The organism is Blautia pseudococcoides, from assembly GCF_001689125.2.
Taxonomy (GTDB): domain Bacteria; phylum Bacillota; class Clostridia; order Lachnospirales; family Lachnospiraceae; genus Blautia; species Blautia pseudococcoides.
On the sequence record NZ_CP015405.2, the window covers coordinates 563146 to 580306 of the forward strand.

The following is a 17161-nucleotide window of genomic DNA, read 5'->3' on the forward strand; positions in this document are numbered from 1 at the left end:
TTTTTAAAACTCGCCAAACTGCAGATTTTCCTTCCGCCAGAGAAAACCAGGGATGAGGGGTGGGGCGTGTATCTTTCTGTGCCCTCATACCGTCCATCCCGTCAACACCCTCCCCCCTAATCCCCTCTTTTCCCACAAAACCCTTGCCACCCTCCCAACCCCTATGTTATTCTATATTCCAAAGGGCACCCCGGAACCTCCGGGAAACCCAACCGGTCCCGGCGGCAGCAAAAACCTGCTTCCGGATTTCACGAAAGGGGCAGATACCTGTTGCAGCTGCTTTTATGCATGGTAAGCGCAGGAAATGCCCAGATCTGATCGAACAATTATGAAAGGGGACAGATTGAGAATGAGACTGACGGAACTTTTAAAAAACCTTGAATATAAATGTGAACAGGGCAGCCTGGACACAGACGTGAGGAGTGTAGTCTTTGATTCCCGGAAAGCGGAAAAGGACTCTCTTTTTATTTGCATCAAAGGCGCTGTATCTGACGGCCACAAATACGCACAGGAGGTTGTAGAAAAAGGCGCCTCCGTCCTGGTAGTACAGGATGATGTGACAGTCCCGGAACAGGTGACTGTGATCAAAGTACCGGACAGCCGGTACGCCATGGCCTGCATCTCCGCAGCATGGTTTGGCCATCCGGCAGAGAAGATGAAAGTGATCGGTATCACAGGCACAAAAGGAAAGACCACTACCACCTACCTTGTAAAATCCATCCTGGAAAATGCGGGGCACAAAGTGGGATTGATCGGAACCATTGAGGCCATCATCGGCGACAAAGTCATACCGGCAGCCAACACAACCCCGGAATCCTACATTGTGCAGCAATACTTTGCCCAGATGGCGGAGGCCGGATGTGACAGCGTGGTCATGGAGGTTTCCTCCCAGGGCCTGATGCTCCACAGAACCGCAGGTTTTCTTTTTGACCTGGGCATTTTTACGAATATTGAGCCGGACCATATCGGTCCTAATGAACACAAAGATTTCGATGACTATATCCATTGTAAAGGAATGTTGTTCAAACAGTGCAGGGTGGGTATTGTGAACGCGGATGATGAGCATTTGGATAAAGTGCTGGAGGGTCATACCTGTGAGCTGGAAACCTTTGGGTTCAGTGAAAAGGCAGATCTGCGTGCGAAAAATCTGCATCTCGTCACAGGAAAAGGAACCCTGGGAATTGCCTATCAGGCGGAAGGCCTTATGGATTTTCCGGTGGAGATCGACCTTCCCGGCAAATTCAGTGTTTATAATTCCCTTACCGCGATTGCCATCTGCCGCCATTTTGGAGTCAGCGTGGAGAATATCCAAAAGGCACTGAAAGCTGCCAAGGTAAAAGGCAGGATCGAGATGATAAAAGTCTCCGAGGAGTTTACCCTTATGATTGATTACGCCCACAATGCCATGAGTCTGGAGAGCCTTTTGACCACCCTGCGGGAGTACCGGCCCACACGTCTTGTATGTCTGTTTGGATGCGGGGGGAACCGCTCCAAGCTCCGCCGTTATGAGATGGGGGAGGTATCGGGACGTCTGGCTGATCTGACCATCATAACCTCAGATAACCCAAGGAATGAAGAACCACAGGCGATCATAGATGACATTAAGATTGGAATCGGCAGGACAGAGGGTGAGTACGTGGAGATCGCAGACAGAAAAGAGGCTATTGCCTATGCCATTCATCACGGACAGCCAGGGGACATTATAGTGCTTGCCGGCAAAGGACACGAGGATTACCAGGAAATCAAAGGAAAGAAATATCCCATGGATGAGAGGGATCTGATCAGGGAGATTCTGGCTGAGCAGCCCTTATAGGGCCGGCCGGAATACGGAGTGGATAAATGAGCAGATTATATGCAGATATTATAGTGGATATCTCCCAGGAAAAGCTGGATCGGACCTTCCAGTATGAGATTCCAGAGCATCTGCAGGACCACATTCAGATAGGAACAAAAGTGAGAGTCCCTTTTGGAAACGGCAGCAGAGAGATCACAGGCTACGTGATTGATATTACGAGACAGCCAAAGGTGGAGGCTGCCAGGATGAAACAGATCCTTGGGCCTGAAAGCCAGGGCATTCCCATAGAATCCCGGCTGATATCCCTGGCAGCATGGATCGCAAAAAACTATGGTTCCACCATGAACCAGGCCCTGAAAACAGTGCTTCCGGTAAAAGAAAAAAAGAAAAAACAGGAGAAAAAATTCCTTGTTTTAAAAGCATCCAAAGAAAATGCGCAGCAGTTTCTCGAGGCGTGCGAGCAGAGACACTTTAAGGCAAAAGCCCGTCTTATGAGAGGCATTCTGGAACAGAGTCCCATGCCCTATGAGCAGGCGGTCAATGTGTGGAAAGCAGCCCCGTCTGTGATCCACGGCCTGGAAGAAAAGGGAATGATCCTTGTGGAGAGTGAGCGGGTGTGGAGAAATCCTGTGCATACAGGACAGCGGGAGAGCATAAAAAAAGAGCTGAATGCCTGCCAGCAGGAAGCTGTAAAAAAAATCCTGGAAGAATGGAACAAAGAGAAACCCCGGCCCACACTGCTCTACGGCGTCACAGGCAGCGGTAAAACAGAAGTTTACATGGAACTGATCGAGACAGTCCTTGCAAAAGGCAGACAGGTCATTGTCCTCATACCGGAGATTGCCCTTACCTATCAGACTGTGGAGCGCTTCAGCCAGAGGTTCGGCCAGGGTGTCTCCTTCATGCATTCCCGTCTTTCTGCAGGAGAGCGTTTTGACCAGTTTGAACTGGCTAGAAAAGGTGAGATTTCCATTGTTGTGGGACCCCGCTCAGCCTTGTTTACCCCTTTTCCCAACCTGGGACTGATCGTCATTGACGAGGAGCATGAGTCTTCCTATAAAAGTGAGAAAACTCCATGTTACCACGCCAGGGAGGTGGCAGTCAGGAGGGGGCAGGTGGAGAATGCCCGCATTGTCATGGGTTCGGCCACACCTTCCCTGGAAAGCTATGAAAAGGGAAAGAACGGTTCCTATCAGCTTTTGACTCTGGAGCGCAGATATGAGAACAGAGCGCTTCCAAAAGTGTACACCGTGGATTTGAAAGAGGAGCTGAAGGCGGGAAACCGTTCTATCTTCAGCACGCTTCTTCAGGAAAAGATCAAAGACAGACTTGAGAAAAGGGAACAGGTTATTTTGTTTTTAAACCGCAGGGGATATACCGGATTTGTGAGCTGCCGTTCCTGCGGGCATGTGATGAAATGTCCCCACTGCGATGTCTCGCTGACCTCCCACAGAAACGGAAAATTAATCTGTCACTACTGCGGATATACCATCCCGGATGTGCAGAAATGTCCCTCCTGCTGTTCTCCCTTTATCGGAGGATTCAAAGCGGGAACCCAGCAGATTGAGGAGATGGTGTACCGTCTGTTTCCACAGGCCAGGGTGCTCAGGATGGACGCGGACACTACAAGAAAGAAGGATGACCATGAGAAAATTCTGGCCGCTTTTGCAAGGAAAGAGGCGGATGTGCTGGTGGGCACCCAGATGATCATAAAAGGCCACGATTTTCCGGATGTGACACTGGTTGGAGTCCTGGCAGCTGACCTTTCCCTGAACGGGGAGGATTTCCGGGCAGGGGAGAGAACCTTCCAGATATTGACCCAGGCTGTAGGCCGTGCGGGAAGAGGAAAAAAGCCCGGGGAGGCGGTCATACAGACCTACCAGCCGGAACATTACAGCATCAGGGCATCCGCAGAGCAGGATTATCCCGGGTTTTACAGGGAGGAGATCGCTTACCGGATGCTTATGGGGTACCCTCCTACAAGAGCCATGGCAGCTGTGCGGGGAGCCTGCGCGGATGAAAATCTTTTGTATCAGGGACTCTCTTATTGTAAAAAATATATAGAGAAGATATATCCGGGAGAAGATTTGATCCTCATCGGACCCGCGCCTGAGAGTGTGGCAAAGGTCCAGGATATGTATAAAATGGTGATTTATATGAGACATCAAAACCGCAGGACCCTGGTGCAGATCAAAGACTGTCTGGAGCGGTATATTGCCGTAAATAAAGGATTTGATAAAATGTTTATCCAGTTTGATTTTAATATATAAAAAGGAGAAAAAAGAAATATGGCACTGAGAAATATCAGAACACAAGGCGACAGTATCTTAGCAAAAAAATGCAGAAAAGTGGAGGCCATGACACCGAAACTGAGAGAACTCATAGAGGATATGTTTGAGACCATGTATGATGCTTACGGGGTGGGCCTGGCGGCTCCCCAGGTGGGCGTGCTGAAACAGATCGTGGTGATCGACACCACAGGGGAGGACCCTCATGTGCTGATCAATCCTGAGATCCTTGAGACATCCGGTTCCCAGACAGGAGATGAGGGCTGTCTGAGCCTTCCGGGAATGTCCGGTACTGTGACACGTCCAAATTATGTGAAGGTAAAGGCCCTTAATGAGAATATGGAAGAATATGAGCTGGAGGGAACCGAGCTGCTGGCAAGGGCAATCTGCCACGAGACGGATCATCTCCAGGGGAAAATGTATACGGAACTGGTGGAAGGTGAGCTTCGCCGGAACAATTATGAGGAGGAAGAAGAATGAGAGTAGTCTTTATGGGAACCCCGGATTTTGCCGTGGGTACGCTTGAATCCTTGATTGAGGCCGGCCATCAGGTGGCGGCTGTGGTGACTCAGCCGGATAAACCCAAAGGCAGGGGAAAGAGTTTGACGATGACTCCGGTAAAGGAGGCAGCGCTTGCCCATCAGATTCCTGTGTTCCAGCCGAAAAAGGTGCGGGAACCGGAATTTGTGGAAAACCTCCGCGCTATTGCGCCGGATGTGATCGTGGTGACAGCCTTTGGGCAGATGATCTCAAAAGAAATTCTGGAGCTGCCCAGGTATGGATGCATCAATGTACATGCGTCCCTGCTTCCGGCCTATAGGGGTGCCGCACCGATTCAATGGGCTGTCATCAACGGCGACAGCGAGACAGGTGTCACGATCATGCGCATGAATGAAGGCCTCGATACCGGGGATATGATAGAGAAAGTGGTTGTTAAGCTGGATGAAAAAGAGACTGGCGGCAGTCTGTTTGACAAACTGAGCGCAGCAGGCGCAAAGCTTTGTGTAAAGGTACTTGAAAAGCTGGAAAACGGTACGGCTGTGTTTGAAAAACAGCCGGAACTGAGTACCACAAATTATGCCTCCATGATTGATAAAAAAATGGGTAAGATCAACTGGGAGCGCCCCGCAAAAGAGATTGAGCAGCTTATCCGGGGATTGAATCCATGGCCCAGTGCGTACACTTCCTTGAACGGCAAAAGCCTGAAACTGTGGCTGGCTGATGTGGTCTGCAAGGAATATGACGGCATCCCGGGAGAAATTCTGGAAGCCGGAAACGAGGGGATCCTGGTTAAAACGGGGGAGGACCTTCTGTTAATACAGGAACTGCAGCTGGAAGGAAAGAAAAGAATGGACACCGCAGCCTTTCTGCGGGGGTATACAGTAGATAAAGGATGGATCCTTGGGGAGTAAAGAGGAAAACAAATGACAGGCAGAGTGAATATAAGGGAGTTAATATTAGGAATACTAATGGAAATAAACAAAGAGGGGCAGTACAGCCACATTGCCATCCGCGGTACGCTGGAAAAATACCAGTATCTGGAGAAAACAGAACGGGCATTCATCACCAGAGTTTGTGAAGGTACCCAGGAGAACCAGATACGGATCGACTATATTATCAATTACTTCTCAAAAGTGAAGGTGGAGAAGATGAAACCGTTGATTCGGGAGCTGCTGCGCAGCAGTGTCTACCAGCTTATCTATATGGATAATGTTCCGGACAGCGCAGTCTGCAATGAGGCAGTTAAGCTTGCCAGAAAAAAAGGATTTTACAATCTGACAAGTTTTGTGAACGGAGTTCTGAGAGGGATTGCAAGGGATTATAAAAAGATTCCCTTTCCCGGCAAAGAGCATAAAGTGGAGTACCTTTCCGTCACATATTCCATGCCTGTATGGCTGGTGGTCCGTTTTATGGACCAATTCGGGTTTGAAAATACAGAGAAAATGCTTCAGGCTTTTATAGAAGAGCGCCCTGTGACAGTCCGTATCAAAGAATATCTCACAGACAGAGAGCAGGTGATACACAGCCTGATAAAAGAGGGCGTGAAGGTGGAAAAAGCACCATATGTGGACAATGCCTACTATCTGAGCGGTTATGATTATCTGCCTGCGCTCACTGCATTCCGCATGGGAAATATTCAGGTACAGGATGTAAGTTCCATGCTTGCGGGGGAGGCGGCTGCACCCGGGAAAGGCAGCTATGTCATTGACCTGTGTGCGGCGCCGGGAGGAAAAACCATCTGTGTGGCAGACAAAATGCAGGGAACCGGACTGGTGGATTCCAGGGATGTAAGCGAGAAGAAAACAAATCTGATCCGGGAAAATGTAGAACGCATGGGAATGGGAAATATCAGCGTCACAGTCCATGACGCCACAGAATTCGACCATGAGTCTGTGGAAAAGGCAGACCTTGTCCTGGCGGATGTACCCTGTTCCGGCCTGGGCGTCATGGGGAAAAAGACAGATATTAAGTATAAGATCACACCAGGTAAACAGGAGGAGCTGGTGGAGCTTCAGCGGAAAATCCTGGAACAGGCGGCTTGTTATGTAAAACCCGGGGGTGTGCTTTTATACAGTACCTGCACAGTGTGCAGGGAGGAGAATCTGGAAAACGTGCTCTGGTTTACCAGGGAATACCCATACAAATTGGAGAGTATTGACGATCTTCTCTGTGAGGAACTGAGAAGTGATACTACAAAACAAGGATATTTACAGCTTCTGCCGGGGGTCCACAAGTGCGACGGATTTTTCCTGGCAAGGCTTAGAAGGATAGGGTAAAATGGAACTTACAGATATAAAATCCCAGACCATGGAGGAATTAAAAAAGACCGTGGAAGCCCTGGGGGAGAAGCCCTTCCGGGCAAAACAGCTCTATGAGTGGATGCACGTGAAGCTGGCGGAAAGCTATGAGGAGATGACAAACCTTCCCAAAACGTTCCGTGAGAAATTAAGAGAATCCTGCACCCTCACTACGCTCACGGCCCTGGAGGTACAGACTTCCCAAATAGACGGCACACAGAAATACCTTTTTGCCCTCCATGACGGCAATGTGGTGGAGAGTGTGCTCATGCGCTACAAGCATGGGAACAGTGTGTGTATTTCCTCCCAGGTGGGCTGTAAAATGGGCTGTAGATTCTGTGCATCCACCATAGGCGGATGGAACAGGAACCTGACCCCTGCGGAGATGCTGGAACAGATATACCGCATACAGAAAAACAGTGGGGAGAGGGTATCCAATGTGGTGGTCATGGGAACCGGCGAACCGCTTGACAATTATGACACCCTGCTTCGCTTTATACATATGATAAGCGATGAAAACGGGCTTCATATCAGCCAGAGGAATCTTACGGTTTCCACTTGCGGAATTGTTCCGAAGATGGAAGCGCTGGCAGAGGAAAAGCTGCAGATCACATTGGCTTTATCCCTCCATGCATCCAGCCAGGAGAAGCGGGAAGCTCTTATGCCCGTCGCAAAAAAATATACCATTACACAGGTCCTGGATGCCTGCAGGAATTACTATGAAAAAACAGGACGGCGCATTACATTTGAGTATGCCCTGGTAGGCGGGGAAAACGATTCCCCGGAGGATGCAAGACGTCTGGCCCAGCTTATAAAAGGCCTGAACTGCCACGTGAATCTCATACCTGTAAACCCCATAAAAGAGCGTAGTTACGTGCGTTCGGATAAAAAAGTTATCGGGAATTTTCAAAATAAACTTGAAAAATACCAAATTAATGTTACTATTAGAAGAGAAATGGGCCGGGATATTGATGGGGCCTGTGGACAATTAAGAAAGAGTTATATCGATGTAACAATTCGATAAGAAAGAGGATTCGTAGGATGAAGTCATATTCTATCACGGATGTGGGACAGAAGCGGACAGTGAATCAGGATTTTGTATTCACGTCTGAGACCCCAGTGGGCAATCTGCCAAACCTCTTCGTAGTTGCGGACGGCATGGGCGGACATAAGGCAGGAGATTTCGCTTCCAGTTATGCGGTAGAGATTCTGCTCTCTACCATCCGGGAAGATGAGAACAGCAATCCGGTAAAAATCATACGGGCTGCCATCGAGAATGCCAACACCCAGCTTCTTAGGGAAGCATCGGACAATGAGGCTATGAGCGGTATGGGTACCACCATGGTGCTGGTGACCATTGTAGGACATTATGCATATGTGGCCAACGTGGGAGACAGCAGGCTGTATCTGATTGATGAAGATAAGATATCGCAGATTACCAAAGACCATTCTCTTGTGGAGGAGATGGTCCGCATGGGAGAGATATCCAGGGATGACGCAAGAAATCACCCGGATAAGAATATTATTACCAGAGCACTTGGAGCGGGAAGGGATGTGGATGTGGATTTCTTTGATATCCGACTGACTCCGGGTGATATTTTGCTGTTGTGCTCAGACGGTCTGTCAAACATGGTACCGGATGAGGATATCAGGCAGGTGATACTGACCAGCGAAACGCTGGAGGAGACTGGCCTAAGGCTTGTTTCCATGGCAAATGACAACGGAGGCAGAGATAATATAGCAGTAGTTCTGGTAGAACCAGAGACAAAAGAGGTGGAAGTATGTTAAATGTGGGAGTTATCGTAGGAGAGCGGTACGAGATTGCCGGCAGGGTAGGCTCCGGCGGTATGGCCGATGTCTATAAGGCAAAGGATCATAAATTAAACCGTTTTGTAGCCATGAAAGTTCTGAAGCCGGAGTTCAGCGCTGACACGAACTTCATCAAAAAGTTTCAGAGGGAGGCGCAGGCCGCAGCAGGGCTAGCCCATCCCAATATTGTAAATGTATTTGACGTGGGAGAGGACCAGGGGATCAACTACATTGTTATGGAACTGGTGGAAGGTATCACTTTAAAAGAATACATTTCCAAAAAAGGAAAGCTGACAGTAAAAGAGGCAACCAGCATAGCCATACAGGTGGCCATGGGGCTGGAAGCTGCACACAACAGAAATATTGTGCACAGGGATATAAAACCCCAGAACATCATTATTTCTACAGACGGCAAAGTAAAGGTGACGGATTTTGGTATTGCCAGAGCGGCGTCCTCCAACACCATCAGTACCAACGCCATGGGTTCTGTACACTACAGTTCACCGGAGCAGGTGCGGGGCGGCTACAGTGACTACAAGAGTGACATTTATTCCCTGGGAATCACCATGTATGAGATGGTGACAGGAAAAGTTCCCTTTGACGGGGACACCACAGTGGCCATTGCCATTAAGCATCTGCAGGATGAGATGTTGCCTCCATCCGAGTTTGTACCGGAGCTTCCTCACAGCCTGGAGGAGATCATTTTAAAATGTACACAGAAAAGTCCGGACAGACGTTACAGCACTCTGGCAGAGCTGATCAACGATCTGAAGCATTCCCTGATAGATCCAAACGGAAGCTTTGTCAATCTGGCTCCTCTGAGCAATCATGCGCAGACGGTAGTCATCTCACCGGATGAAATGAAGGAAATTAAGAACGCGGCTTATGCACCGTCCGGTTCCAGCTCCGGCCGTTACAGTGATAACGATGAGGATGAAGATGACGATGATTACGGCTATGATGATGAAGATGACGAGGACGACGACGAGGGTGATGATGATAACGGCAAAGGGATCAGCACAAAGCTGGAAAAAGCCATGACCATCGGCGGCCTGATCGTGGGTGCTATCATCATTTGTATCCTGGTATATTTTATTGTGTTTGCATCCGGCGGTCTGAAATTTGGCGGCAAGGATAAAGATAACGATAAAAAAGTGGAAGATACGGATAAGCCTGGTAAAGAAAACAGCGAAAAAGTGGAAGTTCCGGATCTGACAAACAGTACACCGGACGAAGCCCGCACTGCGCTTAACAACCTGAAGCTGGGCTACAAAAAAGGCGGCGAGGAACCATCCGACACTGTGGAGGCCGGAAAGATCGTCCGTCAGGAGACAGAGGCGGGAACAAAAGTAGACCCCCATACGGAAATCGTATGTTATATCAGCACAGGAACCCAGGAAGTGGCCATTCCTGACCTGGAGAACGAAACCCAGACATCCGCAGAGGCAACTTTAAAAGAGATGGGTCTGCAGACGCAGATCAATAAGGCTAACAGCAGCTCGGTGAGCATTGGAAATGTTATTTCCACAGACCCGGCAGCGGGAACCTCCGTTAAGTCAGGCACCACAGTGACACTGACCATCAGTATCGGTGAAGGGGATACGGCTGCAAGAGTACCGGATGTGCGCGGATGGGCAGAAGAGGACGCAAAGGCAGCGCTTTCTGATGCAGGTCTTGTGCCTGTGGTTCAGACCGGTTCAGACCAGTCTGTGGATGTAGGTGATGTATACGACCAGAGTGTAGCTGCGGGAACGAGAGTGGATGCAGGAACTACGGTTACCATTTATGTCAGAGGTGAGGATGCTCCCGCGGATAACACAAATGGCGGAGATGGCACCTGGAAGGCAGTAGGCCAGGCGCTGGGCCAGCCGGCAAGCTACCAGGGCGGTAAAGTTAAGATAGAACTGGTTCAGACAGATGACCAGGGCAATACCTATTCTGACCAGTCCATGGAAGTGGAAAACCCGGAATTCCCGTTGTCTATCAGTGATATGACAGGACATCCGGGAATTGCAACCGGTACGGTAGGTCTTTATGAATGGATTGGCGACAGCTATCAGATCATTGATCAGTATGATGTAACATTCCAGAAGGTAGATTAATGCAGGGAAAGATTATCAAAGGAATTTCCGGATTCTACTATGTAAAAGTAGCAGGATCCGGAATTTATGAATGTAAGGCAAAAGGAATTTTCCGCAAGGAAAAAATAAAACCCCTTGTGGGTGACAATGTGGAGATCGAGGTCCTGAGTGAAGAGGAAAAACTGGGAAATGTGGTGGATATCCTTCCCAGAAAGAATGAGTTGATCCGGCCTGCTGTGGCTAATGTGGATCAGGCGCTGGTCATATTTGCAGCCAGGGAGCCGAAACCCAATTTCTCTTTGCTGGACCGCTTTTTGGTTATTATGGAGCGTCAGGAGATTCCGGCGGTCATCTGTTTTAACAAGCAGGACCTGGCGGATGAGGAGGAGGTACAAAGAATGCAGGAGGTTTATACTTCCTGCGGTTATGAGGTCCTTCTCACAAGTGCATCCCAGGGAGACGGCATGGAAGAACTGCGAAGTATCCTGAGAGGAAAGACCACAACCGTGGCAGGGCCTTCCGGTGTGGGAAAATCCTCTCTGACGAACCTTCTGCAGCAGGAAGTGGTGATGGAGACCGGAGAGATCAGCAGAAAGCTGGGAAGAGGACGCCATACGACCAGACATTCCCAGATGATTGAAGTGGAGCCTGACACGTATCTTCTGGATACGCCGGGATTTACTTCTTTTTATGTGGAAGAAATGGACAAGGAAGATCTGCGCCACTATTTCAGGGAGTTTCTGAAGTACGAGGGAACCTGCCGTTTCCAGGGCTGCACCCATACCCATGAGCCGGGATGCAGCGTGAAAGCGGCACTTGAGGCGGGAGAGATCCCAAAAGAACGATATGAAAGCTATCTGGAGCTTTACCGGGAGCTTGCAGACAAGAGGAGGTATTGAGGATGAGATATGAACTATCACCATCCATTCTGGCAGCAGATTTTGCATGTCTGGGGGAACAGATAAGCCAGGTGGAACAGGCAGGGGTCAACTGGCTTCATATTGATGTTATGGACGGTAATTTTGTACCCAGCATTTCCCTTGGAATGCCGGTCATCACATCCATCAGAAAGAAAAGCAATATGTTTTTTGATGTGCACCTTATGGTGCAGGACCCGGAGCGTTATATTGAGGACTTCAAAAAGGCAGGGGCGGACATGCTGACTGTGCATGCAGAAGCCTGCCCCCATCTGGACAGAACCCTGCACTGTATCCGTGAGGCCGGCATGAAGGCAGGTGTTGCCCTGAACCCGGCCACGCCGCTTGTGATGATCGAGCAGGTGCTGGAGCTGGTGGATATGGTTCTCCTTATGACAGTGAATCCGGGATTCGGCGGCCAGAAGTACATTCCTTATTCCGGAGATAAGATCAGAAGACTGAGAAAAATGCTGGATGAGAGAGGTCTTGCCGCTGATATTGAGGTAGATGGAGGTATTTCCACAAAGACCATCGACCAGGTTCTGGAGGCAGGTGCCAATATTCTGGTGGCCGGCTCCGCTGTCTTCGGCGGGGATATCGCTGCCAATGCCAATGCACTGATGACTAAAATAGAGGAATTCAGGAACCGACAGTGATAAATGCACGGAGGTAGCCGTTGAGACAGGTGGGTAATTTCCTGCGCTCACCGTATGAATACGTGGCGGCAGTAAGCATTCGCCCCATGGCGGAGCGGTTTTTAATGGCCGGATGCGTGGAATCCTTCCGCAGCCTGAACGGTTACACACGAAGGGAGAGGGACAGCGAATATGGACACAATACTCTTGTGCGGCGGTCATATGGATGACCCATTCGTACTTGACTGCATAGAGAATATAAACCCGGACTGCATTATTGGCGTTGACAGAGGACTGGAGTTCTGTTACAGGAACCGGATCGTGCCCCAGTATATTCTGGGGGATTTTGACAGTATACGCCCTGAGGTAATAGAATGGTACAGAGAGCAAAAGGAAATCCCCATCCGGGAATACAAGCCGGAAAAAGATGCCACGGATACCCGCATGGGTCTGGAACTTGCTCTGAAGCTGGGCAGCGACAGGATTTTCCTGCTGGGAGCCACAGGAGGCCGCCTGGACCACTATATGGGAAATCTGCAGTCCCTGATGGTTCCCGCAATGTCCGGAAAAGAGGCATGGATCCTGGATGAACAGAATGCCATGACCGTTCTTTCCTGCAGCCGGACCATCAAAAAAGAGTGCGCTTTCGGCAAATATATCTCTTTTTTTTCCATGGGAGATGAGGTGCGGGGGATCACACTTTCGGGGTTCAAATACCCCCTGAAAGATTATGATATGACAAATTTCGACGGGATCGGAGTGAGCAATGAGCTGGCTAAGGATACAGCATTAGTGGAATTTCGACAGGGATTTCTGTTGATGGTCATGTCAAAAGACAAGTAAAAAGAACGAAAAAAGTCGATATTTTTTTAACAGTTGTCGAATAACAAGGCGGGTCAAAGGCTTGATTCGCCTTTTTAGGTGTGTTAGAATAATTCCATGTGAAGGAATACAGAAGAAAAGAGGACATAAAAATGAAGTTAGGTATTGTCGGTTTACCGAATGTAGGGAAGAGCACCCTTTTTAACTCTCTGACAAAAGCCGGAGCGGAGTCAGCAAATTATCCGTTCTGTACCATAGATCCCAATGTGGGCATAGTGGCTGTGCCGGACGAGCGACTGAAACTCTTAGGGGATTTTTATCATTCCAAAAAAGTGACGCCGGCGGTGATCGAATTTGTGGATATCGCGGGACTTGTGAAAGGGGCATCTAAAGGAGAAGGCCTCGGAAACCAGTTCCTTGCCAATATCCGGGAGGTGGATGCCATTGTTCACGTTGTGAGATGCTTTGAAGATGAGAATGTAGTCCATGTGGACGGATGTATTGATCCGCTGCGGGACATTGAAACCATCAATCTGGAACTGATATTCTCAGATCTGGAGATACTGGAGAGAAGAATTGCCAAAACCACAAAGTCTGCCCGTATGGACAAAGAGGCGGCAAAAGAGCTGGAACTTTTAAAGATACTGAAAGCTCATCTGGAGGACGGAAAACCCGCCTCCACATTTGAACCTGAAAACGAGGATGAGGAAGGGTTTATGAAAGAATATAACCTACTCACCGGAAAACCGGTCATCTATGCGGCTAATGTATCCGAGGATGACCTGGCAGATGATGCGGCCTCCAATCCTCATGTACAAAAAGTAAGGGAGTATGCCAAAGAAACAGGAAATGAAGTGTTCGCTCTGTGTGCTCAGATAGAGCAGGAGATCGCGGAACTGGATGATGAGGAGAAGAAGGAATTCCTGGAGGATCTGGGAATAGAGAAGTCAGGACTGGAGAAACTGATAGTAGCCAGTTACAGACTTCTGGGTCTTTTAAGTTTCCTCACATCCGGCGAGGATGAGACCAGGGCATGGACCATAAAAGTAGGTGCTAAAGCGCCGCAGGCGGCCGGAAAAATACACACGGATTTTGAGCGCGGTTTTATCAAAGCCGAGGTGGTGAACTACAAAGATCTGCTTGACTGCGGGTCCTATGGGAAAGCCAGGGAAAAAGGTCTGGTCCGCATGGAAGGAAAAGACTACGTTGTGCAGGACGGCGATGTGATTTTATTCCGCTTTAACGTTTAAAGGAGGCTTACTTATATGGATATGTCCATTCGCTTTCCGCATCTGGGGATTTCACTGCCCCATGTGGGAAAAACAATCACAATTTTTGGCTTTGATATTGCCTACTACGGTATGGTTATCGCTCTGGCTATGATTGTGGGAATCTCCATTGCCTTGAAAGAGGCAAAGCGCACGGGACAAAACCCGGATACTTACCTGGACATGCTAATGATTACCATGGTAACTTCTGTAATTGGGGCAAGAGCCTTTTTTGTTATCTTTACTTGGGAAAACTATAAAGACGACCTGATACAGATATTCAATACCAGAAACGGCGGGCTGGCAATCTATGGGGGGATAATTGTCGGCGCTGTAACGGTTTACATTTTCGGCAGAGTAAAAAAGATGAATTTTCCGCTGACAGCGGACACCGTATGCATGGGACTTGTTGCAGGCCAGATCATCGGACGGTGGGGCAACTTTTTCAACCGGGAGGCCTTCGGCGGTTACACAGACGGGCTTCTCGCCATGCAGCTTCCTGTCTCCGCAGTCAGACAAAATGAAATTACCTCTGCCATGTGGGACCATCTGGTAACGATAGGCGGTGTGGAATACATCCAGGTTCATCCTACGTTCCTCTATGAGGGGCTGTGGAACCTGGGAGTCCTGCTGTTCCTCTTTTGGTTCCGTAAAAAGAAAAAATTCCAGGGAGAGCTGTTTTTATGCTACCTGGCAGGCTACGGAGCCGGGAGGTTTTGGATAGAAGGACTTCGTACGGATCAGCTTTTGATTCCGGGGATAGGATTCCCGGTGTCACAGGCATTATCCGCCGTTCTCGTGGTATGTTCCCTTTTGCTTATCGTACACAACAGGAGGAAGAGGTTGAAAGAACAAGGAGTGTAGCGATGAGAGATAAAGAGTTAGAAATACGAATAGAAGACGCACGGCAGAGACTGGACAGAGCGATCACAGAAAATCGTGGTATGCAGACCATTATGGCACTCAGCCTGGTACTGGACCGTTTGATTGAAGAACATATTTGTATAAACCAGCAAAATGCAGAGCTTGTGGGCTAGCAGCAGTTCAGTCAAGCGGAACGGTTACGTGGGCCGCCCCGCCACCTCTGCCATATATTGGAAACTCTTAAAAAGAATCGGCAAAATGGCGTAAAATCATTGATTTTACGCCATTTTTCGATTCTTTTAATATTTCTAAAGAATATATGTTCCCCTTGCTTTTTTCCCGGTTGTGTTATAGAATGGGCATGTAAGTGGTAGAAAGTGGTGAAAAGTGGTGGCAAATGGGGGGCTAGTGGCAGAAGCACCCGTTGTCCCATGGAGGGTGCGAAGGGGAGACTCGCATCTTCACGAAAGAAGGTGACATTCATATGTTCATGGGAGAGTATAGTCATACGATCGACGCAAAAGGGAGACTGATCATTCCGGCTAAGTTCCGGGAAGAATTAGGCGAAGATTTTGTGCTGACCAAAGGTCTGGATGGTTGTCTGTCTATTTACCCGAACAATGAATGGAAGGATTTCGAGGAAAAGCTGAAAGCTTTACCGCTTAATGATAAAAATGCAAGGGCCTTCGTACGTTTTTTTGTTTCCAGTGCAACACAATGTGAACTGGACAAGCAGGGGAGAATTCTCGTACCGGGAACGCTGCGGGAGTTTGCTGGTCTGTCGAAGGATGTGGTGCTCACAGGAAACCTCACCAGGATTGAAATCTGGAGCAAGGAAAAATGGATGGAGAACAGCAATTGTGAAGATATGGATGCCATTGCAGAAGGGATGCAGGCAATGGGTATCTTAATATAATTGCAGGAAGGTCGAGGAAACTATGGAATTTAAACACAAATCCGTATTGTTAGAAGAGACGATCCGGAATCTGAAGGTAAAACCGGATGGGATTTATGTTGACGGAACGTTAGGAGGCGGCGGTCACGCCTATGAGGTGTGCCGGCAATTATCTGCCAAGGGGAGCTTGATAGGTATAGATCAAGACGAAGCTGCAATCGAAGCTGCGGGTGAGCGGTTACAGGAATTTGGAGACAGAGTTACGATCATCCGCAGCAACTATTGCAACATGAAAAAAGAACTGCAGAAAATAGGAATCTCGTCTGTGGACGGGATCGTGCTTGATTTGGGTGTTTCGTCCTACCAGCTAGACAACGCGGAGCGTGGGTTTACCTACAGGGAGGACGTGCCCCTGGATATGCGTATGGACCGAAGAGGAAGCCGTACCGCAAAAGACATTGTAAACACTTATACTGAAAACGAACTGTATCGTGTGCTCCGGGACTATGGGGAAGAGAAATTTGCTAAGAAAATCGCCAGGAATATCTGTACGGCGAGGATGGACAAGCCCATAGAGACTACCGGGGAACTGATTGAACTAATAAAACAGTCCATTCCCATGAAAATGAGAGCAGTGGGAGGACATCCTGCGAAAAAAACATTTCAGGCAATTCGTATTGAGCTGAATCAGGAACTGGAAGTCTTGAGAAATTCCCTGGATGATATGATTGAACGATTAAATGATGGCGGACGTATCTGCATTATCACGTTCCATTCTTTAGAAGACCGCATAGTAAAGACTAATTTTAAGAGGAATGAGAACCCATGCACATGTCCGCCTGATTTTCCGGTCTGCGTGTGCGGGAAAAAGCCGATGGGTAAAGTCATAACCAGGAAACCAATACTTCCGGATGAGGAGGAGATTGCTGTAAATAAGCGTTCCAAGAGCGCAAAGCTGCGCGTCTTTGAACGGACTGGAAATGAATAGG

Annotated in this window: 17 protein-coding genes; all 17 read left to right on the forward strand. The window is 48.7% G+C overall.

What is annotated here, in order from left to right:
- The first annotated feature begins 349 nt into the window (after positions 1-349).
- The 17 genes from A4V09_RS02620 (at position 350) to rsmH (ending at position 17160) form a co-directional block, all read left to right on the forward strand.
- Positions 350-1813: a UDP-N-acetylmuramoyl-L-alanyl-D-glutamate--2,6-diaminopimelate ligase gene (locus A4V09_RS02620; protein ID WP_065540969.1), complete on the forward strand. Its 1464-nt coding sequence runs from the start codon at positions 350-352 to the stop codon at positions 1811-1813.
- Between the two features lie 26 nt (positions 1814-1839).
- Complete coding sequence (gene priA, locus A4V09_RS02625) at positions 1840-4065, forward strand: replication restart helicase PriA (protein WP_065540970.1); 2226 nt, start codon at positions 1840-1842, stop codon at positions 4063-4065.
- Between the two features lie 18 nt (positions 4066-4083).
- Positions 4084-4563, forward strand: a complete 480-nt coding sequence (def, locus tag A4V09_RS02630) for a peptide deformylase (RefSeq protein WP_065540971.1) — start codon at positions 4084-4086, stop codon at positions 4561-4563.
- On the forward strand, positions 4560-5495 hold the full coding sequence (gene fmt, locus A4V09_RS02635) for a methionyl-tRNA formyltransferase (protein ID WP_065540972.1): 936 nt from the start codon (positions 4560-4562) through the stop codon (positions 5493-5495). Before def ends, fmt begins: the two co-directional genes overlap by 4 nt.
- 12 nt (positions 5496-5507) lie before the next feature.
- The gene (rsmB, locus tag A4V09_RS02640) at positions 5508-6860 is read left to right on the forward strand and encodes a 16S rRNA (cytosine(967)-C(5))-methyltransferase RsmB (RefSeq protein ID WP_065540973.1); all 1353 of its coding nucleotides are present in this window, start codon (positions 5508-5510) and stop codon (positions 6858-6860) included.
- Position 6861: 1 nt separating this feature from the next.
- Positions 6862-7905, forward strand: a complete 1044-nt coding sequence (gene rlmN, locus A4V09_RS02645; protein ID WP_065540974.1) for a dual-specificity RNA methyltransferase RlmN — start codon at positions 6862-6864, stop codon at positions 7903-7905.
- 17 nt (positions 7906-7922) lie between these two features.
- Positions 7923-8669, forward strand: a complete 747-nt coding sequence (locus tag A4V09_RS02650) for a Stp1/IreP family PP2C-type Ser/Thr phosphatase (protein WP_065540975.1) — start codon at positions 7923-7925, stop codon at positions 8667-8669.
- Positions 8663-10792, forward strand: coding sequence for a Stk1 family PASTA domain-containing Ser/Thr kinase (pknB, locus tag A4V09_RS02655; RefSeq protein WP_065540976.1), 2130 nt, complete (start codon positions 8663-8665; stop codon positions 10790-10792). Before A4V09_RS02650 ends, pknB begins: the two co-directional genes overlap by 7 nt.
- The gene (gene rsgA / locus A4V09_RS02660; protein ID WP_065540977.1) at positions 10792-11670 is read left to right on the forward strand and encodes a ribosome small subunit-dependent GTPase A; all 879 of its coding nucleotides are present in this window, start codon (positions 10792-10794) and stop codon (positions 11668-11670) included. The genes pknB and rsgA overlap by 1 nt, the downstream gene beginning before the upstream one ends.
- Positions 11671-11672: 2 nt before the next feature.
- Complete coding sequence (rpe, locus tag A4V09_RS02665; protein ID WP_065540978.1) at positions 11673-12344, forward strand: ribulose-phosphate 3-epimerase; 672 nt, start codon at positions 11673-11675, stop codon at positions 12342-12344.
- Positions 12345-12364: 20 nt separating this feature from the next.
- Complete coding sequence (locus A4V09_RS24125) at positions 12365-12553, forward strand: hypothetical protein (RefSeq protein WP_157123437.1); 189 nt, start codon at positions 12365-12367, stop codon at positions 12551-12553.
- Positions 12516-13166: a thiamine diphosphokinase gene (locus A4V09_RS02670; protein WP_065540979.1), complete on the forward strand. Its 651-nt coding sequence runs from the start codon at positions 12516-12518 to the stop codon at positions 13164-13166. The genes A4V09_RS24125 and A4V09_RS02670 overlap by 38 nt, the downstream gene beginning before the upstream one ends.
- A 131-nt stretch (positions 13167-13297) precedes the next feature.
- Positions 13298-14395 carry a redox-regulated ATPase YchF gene (gene ychF, locus A4V09_RS02675; RefSeq protein WP_065540980.1) on the forward strand — a complete coding sequence of 366 codons (1098 nt, stop codon included), beginning with the start codon at positions 13298-13300 and terminating at the stop codon, positions 14393-14395.
- Positions 14396-14410: 15 nt separating this feature from the next.
- Positions 14411-15277: a prolipoprotein diacylglyceryl transferase gene (lgt, locus tag A4V09_RS02680; RefSeq protein WP_065540981.1), complete on the forward strand. Its 867-nt coding sequence runs from the start codon at positions 14411-14413 to the stop codon at positions 15275-15277.
- Between the two features lie 2 nt (positions 15278-15279).
- Positions 15280-15450 carry a Spo0E family sporulation regulatory protein-aspartic acid phosphatase gene (locus tag A4V09_RS24130; RefSeq protein WP_157123438.1) on the forward strand — a complete coding sequence of 57 codons (171 nt, stop codon included), beginning with the start codon at positions 15280-15282 and terminating at the stop codon, positions 15448-15450.
- Positions 15451-15761: 311 nt separating this feature from the next.
- Positions 15762-16193, forward strand: coding sequence for a division/cell wall cluster transcriptional repressor MraZ (gene mraZ, locus A4V09_RS02685; RefSeq protein WP_065540982.1), 432 nt, complete (start codon positions 15762-15764; stop codon positions 16191-16193).
- 22 nt (positions 16194-16215) lie between these two features.
- Positions 16216-17160, forward strand: coding sequence for a 16S rRNA (cytosine(1402)-N(4))-methyltransferase RsmH (gene rsmH / locus A4V09_RS02690; protein WP_065540983.1), 945 nt, complete (start codon positions 16216-16218; stop codon positions 17158-17160).
- The last annotated feature ends 1 nt before the right edge of the window (position 17161 follow it).